Consider the following 9,874-nt stretch of genomic DNA (forward strand, 5'->3'; position numbering starts at 1 on the left):
GCGCCTCAGCGCAGGGGGACCTCGCGGCCGTCGACGACGAGCCGCCCGCCCGGACGCAGCGCCGCCGCGACCGCGGCGAGGGCCCGGCCGTGGTGCGCGGGATGCCGGCCGTCGAGCACGCCGACCCGCACCGCGAAGGCGAGGTCGAACGGCTCCTCGCCGTCCTGCAGCACCAGGTCCTCCACCGCGACCTGCCGCACGCCCATCCGGCCGGCGGCGATCTCCGCGGCGGCGCCCTCACGGGCCTGACGGACCGCGGTGGCGGACCGGTCGGTGGCCAGGACGAAGCCGGGATCGATCTCCCGGTCGACCCGGGCGGCGACGGCCCGGGCGGCGGCGCCCGGCCCGCACCCGATCTCCAGCACCCGCATCCCGGGCACGAGCGGCAGCGCGTCCACGACCGCCACCAGCCGGGGGGACAGTCCGGTCGGCACGCCGTGACGGTAGCGCCGACGACACCTCCCCGGTGCCATGCTGTCGACCATGAGCGAGCCGGCCCCGCACTCCTCGCCCCGCATCGGCACCGCCGAGCGCGAGGCGGCCATGACGGACCTCGGCACTCACCTCGAAGCGGGGCGACTCGACCCCGAGGAGTACGGCGAGCGCAGCGCGAAGGTCACCGAGGCCCGCACCGCGGCCGACCTGGAGCCCCTCTTCGCCGACCTGCCCGAGCCCCGGCCGCACGTGGGCGCGGGCGAGGTGGCGGCGCCGGTGACGAGCGCCCCGCCCGCGACCCGGTCCGGGGGCCCGAGCGCCCTCGCCCGGTGGGGACCGGCCGTGAGCGGGGCGCTGCCGATCATCGCGCTGATCCTCTTCTTCACCGTGCCGATCGCGAACGCCTGGGTGTTCTTCCTGCTCATCCCGCTCGGTGGCGCCCTCTTCGCGCAGAGCCGCCGTGCCGACGACGGGCGCGGCGACCGGGACGAGTGACCCGTGACGACCTGGGTGAGCTGGTCGGGCGGCAAGGACGGCGCTCTCGCGCTCGCCCTGACCCGCGAGCGCGGCCCCGTCGCCGGGCTCCACACCACCGTCCTCGCGGGCGGCGAGGTCGCGGCGAGCTACGTCCCGCGGGCTCTCGTCGAGGCGCAGGCGGCGGCGCTCGGACTGCCCCTGGAGACCGTCGAGCTGCCCTCGCCGTGCCCGAACGAGGTCTACGAGGAGCGCGTCGGTGCGTCCTGGGCGGCACTGCGGCACCGGGGCGCGACCGAGGTCGTGTGCGGCGACCTGTTCCTCGCCGACATCCGCGCCTTCCGCGAGCGGGCCCTCGCCGCGACCGGGCTCTCCGCGCGCTTCCCGCTCTGGCAGCGCCCCACGGCCCAGCTGGCCGGCGAGATGCTCGACCGCGGGGTGCGCGCGGTCGTGGTCTGCGTCGACCCCGCCCGGGTGCCCGCGGAGCTCGCCGGGCGGGCGTGGGACGCCGACCTCCTGCGCGCGCTGCCCGAGGGCGTCGACCCGTGCGGCGAGAACGGGGAGTTCCACACCCTCGTCACCGACGGGCCGGGCTTCGCGCACCCCGTCCCCGCGCCCGTCACCGGTACCCGCGAGCGCGACGGGTTCGTGACCGCGGTGCTCGCGACCTGACAGGCTCCCCGCATGCCAGCGCGCCTGCGGGAGATCGCCGACGGGGTGCACCTCGGCGCCCTGGCCCCGGCGGGGCTCCTGCAGACCGTCCTGCTCGAGGGCCCGGACGGCGACGTCGTCGTCGACGCCGGGTTCCCGTGGTCGGCACGCCGGCTCGCCACCCTGCTGCGCGGGCGCCACATCGTCGAGCACGCCGTCACCCACGCGCACGGCGACCACGTCGGCGCGAGCGCCTGGCTGTGCCGCCAGACCGGCGCGCCGCTCGCGATGGGCGCCGCCGACGCCCCACGCTTCGAGAACGGCCGCATCGACACGCACTCCGGGGCGGCCGGCCGCCTCGTGCTCGGCGGGCTCGCCCGGGAGCGACGACCGGTCGACCGCCGGCTGGTCGAGGGCGACCGCGTCGCGGGCTTCGAGGTGCTCGCCGTGCCGGGTCACAGCCCCGGCACCCTCGCGCTGTGGCGCGCCGGCGACGGCGTCCTCGTCGTCGGCGACGGCCCGGTGAACGTGTCCTCGGACCCGACGTCGCCGCGCTGGCTGCCGCTCCCCGCGGCCTGCACGACGACCCGCCGGTCGCGGACGCCTCGCGTCGCCGGCTCGCCGCGCTGCGCCCCGCGCTCGTGGTGGCCCTGCACGGGCGGCCGGTGGCCTCCCCCGACGCCTGGGCCCGCGCGGTCGGCGCCTGACCCTCCCGGAGCACCCCATTTCGGGCGTAGCGTCGGACGATGGCCAAGGGGAAGAAGAAGCAGCAGACCAACGGCGTCGCGGTGGAGGACGTCGTGGCGGAGGCCCTGACGGCACCCGAGGCCCCCGTGGTGGCGAGGACGACGGACGCCCCGGCTCCCCCGACGGCCTCCCCGGTCACGCCGTCGCCGGCGACCCCGCCCCCTGTCACCCCGCCCCCGGCCCTCGACCACCACCAGGAGGGCGTCGTCGACACGGCGGTGGCCACCGCCTCGGAGGTCGCGCGGTTCGTCAACGCCGTCGTGCCGCAGCGCCTCCCCGCCTACCTCGGCGGCGCGGCGCTGCTGGTGCTCGGGGTCATCGACCCGCCGCTGGTCCTCGGCGGCGTCCTCGCCTACGAGGCGATCCGGCGCTGGGGTCCCGCGCCGCGGGCGTGACCAGCGGCATCACGTCGGCGGGCTGAACCCGGGTACTCCCGGGGATGACCCCGCGGCGCGTCCTCGTCTCCGGAGCCGGCGTCGCCGGTCCCGCCCTCGCCTACTGGCTCGGCGTCCACGGGTGGTCGACCACCGTCGTCGAGCGTTCCACGGAGCTGCGCGACGCCGGCCAGAACATCGACGTGCGCGGCGCCGGGCGCGAGGTGCTGCGGCGCATGGGCCTCGAGGACGCGGTGCGCGCGGCGGGGACCGGCGAGCTCGGCACGCAGTTCGTCGGCGACGACGGCGAGGTGATCGCGAGCTTCGACGCCGGCGAGAACGACACCGACGGCGCCACCGCCGAGCTGGAGATCCTGCGCGGGGAGCTCGGCCGGCTGCTGCACGAGCGCACGCGCGACACCACCGAGTACGTCTTCGGCGACGAGGTCAGCGGCCTCGACGAGCACGCCGACGGCGTCACCGCCACCTTCCGCCACGGGGCACCGCGGACGTTCGACCTCGTCGTCGTCGCGGAGGGCCTGACGTCGCGCACCCGCGCCCTCGTCTTTCCCGAGGCCGACATCCGCTCCCTCGGCCTGCTCATGGCCTACCTGACGGTGCCGCGCACGGCGGCCGACACCGACTGGTGGCGCATCCACCAGGCCTCGCAGGGGCGGGCGGCCACCCTGCGGCCCGACAACGTCGGGACGATCCGGGCGACGCTCTCGCTGCTCACCGACGTCCGCGGGATCGAGGACCTCGACCGGCCCGCCCAGGTGCACGTGCTGCGCCGGACGTTCGCCGACGCCGGCTGGGAGGTCCCGCGCATCCTCGACGCGCTCGACGACGCGCCCCTCTACGTCGACGCGGTCGGCCAGGTGCGGCTGCCGACCTGGCACCGGGGACGGGTCGTGCTGCTCGGCGACGCCGCCCACTGCCCGTCGCCGATCACCGGGATGGGCACCAGCCTGGCGCTCGTCGGCGCGTACGTGCTGGCCGGCGAGCTCGCCGGCGCCGCCGACCACGAGCAGGCCCTCGCCGCGTACGAGACCCGGATGCGTCCCTACGTCGAGCGGGCCCAGCAGCTGCCCCCGGGCGCGCCGGGCCTCGTCCACCCGCGCACCCGGACCGGCGTGCGCGCGCTGCGCGCAGCCGTCGGCGTCGCCGGCAGTGCTCCGGCGAAGCGGCTCGGGAGCCTGCTCGGGGCGGCCTCGTTCGCGTCCCCGCCGGCCGAGGCGATCGACCTGCCGCGCTATCCGGTGCCCGTGTCCGCCTGACGGCACGGCCTGGGACGCGCCCCCGGAACGACGTCGGTGGCGAAACCCGCGCTGAGCGCGGATTCCGCCACCGAGGTCGCAGAGGCGGTGCCGGGTCAGTCCTCCGGCTTCACCGCCAGCACCGGGATCGGACTCTCCAGCAACAGCCGCTGGCTGATGCTGCCGAGCAGGGCCTTCGACACGGGCGACCGTCGCCGCAGGCCGATGACCAGGCGAGAGACGTCGGGCCGGTCGGCGAGCTCGTCGAGCACCGCGTCGGCGGGGTCGCGGTCACCGGGCCCGGAGCGCTCGAGCAGCGTGACCTTGAGGTCTTCGGGCACGCCCGAGACGTCGATCGTGGACAGGGTCAGGTTGAGGACGACGAGGTCGGTGTCCAGCAGACGGGCCTCGGTGATACCGGCGTCCAGGGCCTGCGGACCCTCCCGCCCCTCGGGAACGGCGACGAGCACGGTCATGGGTCTCTCCTTCCGGAGGTCGCGGGGCAGGTCAGGAGTACTGGGTGCGGAACTGGTCCTCGAGGTCCTCGAGCGAGCGACCCCGGGTCTCGGGCACCGAGGTGTAGACGAACACCAGGGCGAACAGGCCGAGCACCACGAAGATGAAGAAGGTCGGCGCGATGCCGAGGCCCTCGACGACGACAGGGAAGCCGAGGGACACGACGGCGTTCGAGAGCCAGAGCACCAGGACGCTGATGCCGATGGCGAGGCTGCGAATCTTCAGCGGGAAGATCTCCGAGAGCAGGAGCCAGACCAGCGGGCCGATGGTGGCCTGCATGAAGAACACGAAGAGCACGACGAAGACGAGCACGAACCAGGCCTTGGCCGTGCCGTCGGGCAGGAGCAGCGCCGACAGGCCGACGAGCAGGTGGAACGTCGTCGTCAGGGCGAAGCCGCCGAGCAGCAGCGTGCGCCGGTCGATCTTGTTCATCACCATGATGCCCGCGGTGATGCCCAGGACGCTGAACAGGCCGTTGGCCGTGTTGGCGATGATCGCCGCGCTGTCGGAGAAGCCGGCGTCGCCCAGGAGCTGGGTGCCGTAGTACATGATCGAGTTGATGCCGGTGAACTGCTGGAACATGCCCAGACCGGCACCGATGAGGATCAGGCGGCGGATCCAGCGGACGCCGAGGTCGGTGGCGCCGGCCGTCTTGGAGGTCCGCTCCTCCTCGGCGAGACGATGGACCTCGTCCATCTCGGCGCGGGCACGTTCCGGGGTGCGGACCTGCTGGAGGACGGCCAGGGCGTCGTCCTCACGGCCCTGGGCGACCAGCCATCGCGGGCTCTCGGGCATCCGCATCATGCCGATGAACAGGACGATCGCGGGGAGCACCGCGACCACGAGCATGACCCGCCAGACGCCCTCGTGCTCGCCCCAGACGTTGAAGATGATGGCGTTGATCACGAACGCTGCGAACTGACCGCTGACGATCATGACTTCGTTGCGGGTGACGATGCTGCCGCGGCGCTCCGCCGGTGCGACCTCGGCGAGGTAGACCGGGACCGTGGCCGAGGCGCCCCCGACGGCCAGGCCGAGGATGAAGCGGAACAGGGCCAGCACCGGCCAGCTCGGCGACAACACGCAGCCGAGGGTGGCGACGGCGAAGACGATCGCCAGCATGAGGATGTTGTGCCGGCGGCCGAAGCGGTCGGACAGTGCACCGCCGATGATCGCGCCGATGGCCGCGCCGAAGATCAGGATGCTGACGACGAAGCCCTCGGTGAACGCGGTGAGCCCGAGGTCGGCACTCAGCGGCTCGAGCGCGCCGTTGATGACTCCTGTGTCGTAGCCGAAGAGGAGGCCACCGAACGTGGCCACGACGGCGATGATCCCGAGTCGCTTGGAGTGGGGGCCGGGGACATCCGGCGGGAGAGCCGGGTGCGCCGGCTGCTGGTTGTAGGTGGTCATGCGAGAACTCCCCGTTGAGGAATGGCGAATCGCGGCGTGGAGCGGAAGAACGGGCCACTCGGCGTGACGCTCTCGCGAGCCCCCCGGGGAGAAATCCCCGCCGGCATCGAGATCGACCGAAGGTCCCTTACCGTCATCGAGGATGACGGGGAAGTGTGATCGAAGTCAAGGCGTTCTGAAGAATTGTTTCAGCGCCCTGAGCAGGGCAGATGAGACGAAGAAAGCCCGGGAAGCGGCGTCGCTTCCCGGGCGTTCTGACGGTTCTTCTGGAAATTTCGCACTGTCTTCTTCGTGCCGTTCTCCGCGACGACCTCCGGACACAGAAAAGGATCGTGGGAGAATGCCGATCACCATTCGAGGCGACCGTGCGGACGGTTCGTGCTGCTGGTGACGACGGTACGAGAGGTCCGGGGTCCCCGTCAAGACTTTGTCCTGACATTAGGTCAACCAGTCGTGGGTTCGTCCCGGCGCCGCCCGGACCTCCACCTGGGCAGGGCGGAGCGCCCGCGGCCGGCTCGGAGGCCGACCGCGGGTGCCGCGAGCGGGGATCAGGAGTTGCGGGGGAACCCCAGGTCGAGCTCGCCGGACTCCCCGCGCCGGGCCGGGTCGATCCAGCGGGCGGTGACGACCTTGCCGCGGGTGAAGAAGTGCACGCCCTCCGCCCCGTGGGCGTGGGTGTCGCCGAACAGCGAGTTCTTCCAGCCACCGAAGCTGTAGTAGGCCATCGGGACCGGCACCGGCACGTTGATGCCGATCATCCCGACCTCCACCTCGTTCTGGAAGCGCCGTGCGGCGCCACCGTCGTTGGTGAAGATCGCGGTGCCGTTGCCGTAGGGGTTGGCGTTGATCAGGGCGACGGCCTCGTCGTAGGTGTCGACGCGGACCACGGCCAGCACCGGACCGAAGATCTCGTCGGTGTAGATCGACATGTCGGTGGTGACGTGGTCGAACAGCGTCGGGCCGACGAAGAAGCCGTCACCGTCGGCGTCGGGCGTGACGCCCCGGCCGTCGACCACCAGCGTCGCCCCGGCGGCCTCGCCCGCGTCGACGTAGGACGCGACGCGATCGCGTGCGGCGGCCGTCACCAGCGGGCCCATGTCCGCGCCGCGACGGCCGTCGCCGGTGACCAGGCCGCGGGCCCGCTCGGCGATCTTCTCCACGAGCACGTCCCCGGCCGAACCCACCGCGACCACCGCGGAGATCGCCATGCACCGCTCGCCCGCCGAGCCGAAGCCCGCGTTGATGGCCTGGTCGGCGGCCAGGTCGAGGTCGGCGTCCGGCAGCACGACGGCGTGGTTCTTCGCTCCGCCGAGGGCCTGCACGCGCTTGCCGTGGGCGGTGCCCGTCTCGTAGACGTAGCGCGCGATCGGCGTCGAGCCGACGAAGCTGATGCTCTTCACCTCGGGGTGGGTCAGCAGCCCGTCGACGGCGACCTTGTCGCCGTGCAGGACGTTGAACACCCCGTCGGGCAACCCGGCCTCGCGCCAGAGCTCGGCCATCCACTGGGCCGCCGAGGGCACCTTCTCCGAGGGCTTGAGCACCACGGTGTTGCCGGCGGCGATCGCGATCGGGAAGAACCACATCGGCACCATCGCCGGGAAGTTGAACGGGCTGATGATCCCGACGATGCCGAGCGGCTGGCGGATCGAGGAGACGTCGATGCCGGTCGAGGCGTTCTCGGTGGCCGAGCCCTTGAGCAGGTGCGGCATCCCGCAGGCGAACTCGACGACCTCCTGGCCGCGGGCGACCTCGCCGGCGGCGTCGGAGAGCACCTTGCCGTGCTCGGCGGTGATGATCTCGGCGAGCTCGCCGGCACGTTCGTTGAGCAGCTCGCGGAAGCGGAACAGGATCGACGTCCGCTTGGTCAGCGAGGTGTCGCGCCAGCCGGGGTAGGCCCGGGCGGCCGCCTCGATGACCTGCTCGACGTCGGTCTCGGTCGCCAGCGCGACCTGGCGGGTCACCTCGCCCGTCGCCGGGTCGGTGACGTCGCCGAAGCGGTCGGTCGCGGACTTCAGGACCGCGCCGGCGGCCCAGTGGTGGAGGGTCTCGGTCATGGGGACGTCCTTCCGGATGGCGACTCCAGAGCAGTGTCCGAGCCGAAGTGCTTGCTGACGAGGTCGGTGATGGTGGCGCGGTCCGCGGCGACGATCTCGCTCGCACGCTCCTCCCAGCCGAACACGCAGTGGGTCAGTGTGCCGTCGAACCCGGCCGCGGCGAGCGCGGCGAAGACGGCGTCGAAGTCGACCTCGCCTGCGCCCATCGGGGCGTGCTGGTGCACGCGCACGGTGGAACCGGGCGGGTTGACGATGTAGCGCAGGCCGCCCGACGCGGTGTGGTCGAGGGTGTCGGCGAGGTGCACGTTGGTCACCCGGGCACCGGCGCGGGCGATGATCCCCGCCGGGTCGTTGCCCTGATGGAACGTGTGCGGCGTGCAGTAGAGGAACGTGACCCAGTCGCGGTCCAGGCCGGCGACCATGTCGACCGCGGCGTGCCCGTCCTCGATGAAGTCGTCGGGGTGCGGCTCGAGCACGAGGCGGATGCCCTCGCGCTCGAAATCCGGCGCCAGCTCCTCGAACGAGCGCAGGAACATCGCCTCGGCGTGCTCCGCGGCCTCCGGGCGACCGTTGAACTCGGTGTTCATCGTGTCGACGCCGAGGTCGACGGTGATCTGGAGGGCCCGGCGCCAGGCACGGACGGCGGCCTGGCGGGCGTCCTCGGACGGCCCCGACCAGCGCAGCACCGGCAGCACCGAGGAGATGCCCACGCCGGCGTCGGCGGCACGACGGCGCAGCGTAGCGACGGTCGCGGAGTCGACCCGGGGATGGGCGAAGAACGGGATGAAGTCCTCCTTCGGGGAGAGCTCCATCCACTGGTAGCCGGCGCGGGCGACGGCGTCGGGCAGGTCGGTCACCGCGTGGGTGCGGTGGAACATCTGGGCGTCCAGGGCGAGCCTCATGAGTCATCCCCCGTCGCTCCGCTCGCCCCCGAGCGGGCCTCCATCCCGGTCTCCACGCGCTCGCCCTTGATGACGGCGGCCACGCCGGCCTCGCAGATCGCGGCGGCCGCGTAGCCGTCCCAGCTGCCCGGGCCGTCGACGGCGTCGCCGCCCGTGGTGACGCCCCGGGTCGCCGCGTCCACCCAGCGCTGCATCTGGTCGTCGTAGGCCTGGCCGAAGCGGGCGACGAAGTCCGGCGTGCTCGTCCCGCCCCACGTCCCGCCGACCCGCTTCGTGACCACGTTCTGGTCGAGGCCGATCAGGGCGGAGCCGCGCTCGGCGACGACCTCGGTGCGGACCTCGTAGGCGATGCCCGTCCGCACGAAGATCTCGATGGTGACCAGGGCGCCGGACTCGGCCTCGAAGAGCACCAGCATGGGGTCGGACACCCCGGCCGGGGCGCTCCCGGTCGGGCGGCCGCGCACCACGCTGACCGCGGTGATCTCCTCGCCGAGCAGGAAGCGCGCGGAGTCGGCCTCGTGGACGACCGAGTCGCGGATCATGAACTCGGAGTCGAAGAACTCCGGGACCGCGGGGTTGCGGTGGGTGCAGTGCAGCATCAGGGGCGCGCCGAGCTCGTCGCCGGCGATCATCTGCTGCAGCGCGGCGTACTCGTGGTCGAAGCGGCGCATGAAGCCGACCTGGATCAGGCGGCGGCCGAGCTCGATCTCACGGCGGTGCACGGCGGCCGCGGTGGCGGCCTCGGTGGTCAGCGGCTTCTCGCACAGCACGGGCTTGCCGGCCTCGAGGCAGGCCAGGACCTGCTCCTCGTGCGCCGTCCCGGGGCTGGCGATCACGACGGCGTCGACGTCGTCGGCGGCGATCGCCGCGAGCGGGTCGGCGACGACCCGGGCGCCGATCGGGTCGGCGACGCGGTGGGCCTGCTCGTCCGAGAAGTCGCTGACCACGGTGACGCGGGCGCCCCGGGTGCGCCGCGACAGGCTCTCGACGTGGAACGAGCCCATCTTGCCGACGCCGAGGACGGCGACCTTCAGTTCGGTGTCCTGGGAGCTCAT

The 9,874-nt window shown here is 73.2% G+C and carries 11 protein-coding genes; 5 read left to right on the top strand and 6 right to left on the bottom strand.

Annotation, left to right across the window (positions count from 1 at the left end; genetic code table 11):
* Window positions 1–5: 5 nt before the first annotated feature.
* Entirely contained in the window at window positions 6–434 is a 429-nt protein-coding gene (locus ACQPYN_RS24720) for a methyltransferase domain-containing protein (protein ID WP_433028860.1), read from the bottom strand.
* 49 nt (window positions 435–483) lie between these two features.
* Here ACQPYN_RS24720 and ACQPYN_RS24725 point away from each other — a divergent pair, with 49 nt between their 5' ends.
* Genes ACQPYN_RS24725 through ACQPYN_RS24745 form a run of 5 tightly spaced genes read left to right on the top strand, consistent with a single transcriptional unit; the run spans window position 484 to window position 3,958 of the window.
* Window positions 484–930 (top strand): DUF1707 SHOCT-like domain-containing protein, encoded by a 447-nt coding sequence (locus ACQPYN_RS24725; protein ID WP_433028862.1) that lies wholly within the window; start codon window positions 484–486, stop codon window positions 928–930.
* Between the two features lie 3 nt (window positions 931–933).
* The gene (locus ACQPYN_RS24730) at window positions 934–1,581 is read left to right on the top strand and encodes an ATP-binding protein (RefSeq protein WP_433028864.1); all 648 of its coding nucleotides are present in this window, start codon (window positions 934–936) and stop codon (window positions 1,579–1,581) included.
* A 12-nt stretch (window positions 1,582–1,593) separates the two neighbouring features.
* A complete protein-coding gene (locus ACQPYN_RS24735) occupies window positions 1,594–2,376 on the top strand; it encodes an MBL fold metallo-hydrolase (RefSeq protein WP_433028866.1) in 783 nt (260 codons plus the stop codon).
* Window positions 2,307–2,702, top strand: coding sequence for a hypothetical protein (locus ACQPYN_RS24740; RefSeq protein WP_433028868.1), 396 nt, complete (start codon window positions 2,307–2,309; stop codon window positions 2,700–2,702). Before ACQPYN_RS24735 ends, ACQPYN_RS24740 begins: the two co-directional genes overlap by 70 nt.
* Before the next feature lie 44 nt (window positions 2,703–2,746).
* Window positions 2,747–3,958 carry an FAD-dependent monooxygenase gene (locus ACQPYN_RS24745; protein ID WP_433028870.1) on the top strand — a complete coding sequence of 404 codons (1,212 nt, stop codon included), beginning with the start codon at window positions 2,747–2,749 and terminating at the stop codon, window positions 3,956–3,958.
* A gap of 95 nt (window positions 3,959–4,053) precedes the next feature.
* On the opposite strand, the gene ACQPYN_RS24750 is transcribed toward ACQPYN_RS24745, so the two are convergent.
* The 5 genes from ACQPYN_RS24750 to ACQPYN_RS24770 form a co-directional block, all read right to left on the bottom strand.
* A complete protein-coding gene (locus ACQPYN_RS24750) occupies window positions 4,054–4,413 on the bottom strand; it encodes a universal stress protein (RefSeq protein ID WP_433028872.1) in 360 nt (119 codons plus the stop codon).
* Window positions 4,414–4,444: 31 nt separating this feature from the next.
* Window positions 4,445–5,863 (bottom strand): sugar porter family MFS transporter, encoded by a 1,419-nt coding sequence (locus ACQPYN_RS24755; protein WP_433028874.1) that lies wholly within the window; start codon window positions 5,861–5,863, stop codon window positions 4,445–4,447.
* Between the two features lie 548 nt (window positions 5,864–6,411).
* Window positions 6,412–7,917 (bottom strand): CoA-acylating methylmalonate-semialdehyde dehydrogenase, encoded by a 1,506-nt coding sequence (locus ACQPYN_RS24760; RefSeq protein ID WP_433028876.1) that lies wholly within the window; start codon window positions 7,915–7,917, stop codon window positions 6,412–6,414.
* Window positions 7,914–8,819: a sugar phosphate isomerase/epimerase family protein gene (locus ACQPYN_RS24765; RefSeq protein WP_433028878.1), complete on the bottom strand. Its 906-nt coding sequence runs from the start codon at window positions 8,817–8,819 to the stop codon at window positions 7,914–7,916. The genes ACQPYN_RS24760 and ACQPYN_RS24765 overlap by 4 nt, the downstream gene beginning before the upstream one ends.
* A complete protein-coding gene (locus ACQPYN_RS24770) occupies window positions 8,816–9,874 on the bottom strand; it encodes a Gfo/Idh/MocA family protein (RefSeq protein WP_433028880.1) in 1,059 nt (352 codons plus the stop codon). The genes ACQPYN_RS24765 and ACQPYN_RS24770 overlap by 4 nt, the downstream gene beginning before the upstream one ends.

Source organism: Actinomycetospora sp. CA-053990, assembly GCF_050948445.1.
Taxonomy (GTDB): Bacteria; Actinomycetota; Actinomycetes; order Mycobacteriales; family Pseudonocardiaceae; genus Actinomycetospora; species Actinomycetospora callitridis.

Bases quoted from the DNA above. Each gene is read 5' to 3' on its own strand.
- ACQPYN_RS24725 (WP_433028862.1), top strand. From the start codon at position 484: ATGAGCGAGCCGGCCCCGCACTCCTCGCCCCGCATCGGCACCGCCGAG.
- ACQPYN_RS24735 (WP_433028866.1), top strand. From the start codon at position 1,594: ATGCCAGCGCGCCTGCGGGAGATCGCCGACGGGGTGCACCTCGGCGCC.
- ACQPYN_RS24740 (WP_433028868.1), top strand. From the start codon at position 2,307: ATGGCCAAGGGGAAGAAGAAGCAGCAGACCAACGGCGTCGCGGTGGAG.
- ACQPYN_RS24745 (WP_433028870.1), top strand. From the start codon at position 2,747: ATGACCCCGCGGCGCGTCCTCGTCTCCGGAGCCGGCGTCGCCGGTCCC.
- ACQPYN_RS24750 (WP_433028872.1), bottom strand. From the start codon at position 4,413: ATGACCGTGCTCGTCGCCGTTCCCGAGGGGCGGGAGGGTCCGCAGGCC.
- ACQPYN_RS24755 (WP_433028874.1), bottom strand. From the start codon at position 5,863: ATGACCACCTACAACCAGCAGCCGGCGCACCCGGCTCTCCCGCCGGAT.
- ACQPYN_RS24760 (WP_433028876.1), bottom strand. From the start codon at position 7,917: ATGACCGAGACCCTCCACCACTGGGCCGCCGGCGCGGTCCTGAAGTCC.
- ACQPYN_RS24765 (WP_433028878.1), bottom strand. From the start codon at position 8,819: ATGAGGCTCGCCCTGGACGCCCAGATGTTCCACCGCACCCACGCGGTG.
- ACQPYN_RS24770 (WP_433028880.1), bottom strand. From the start codon at position 9,874: ATGAGCTCCCAGGACACCGAACTGAAGGTCGCCGTCCTCGGCGTCGGC.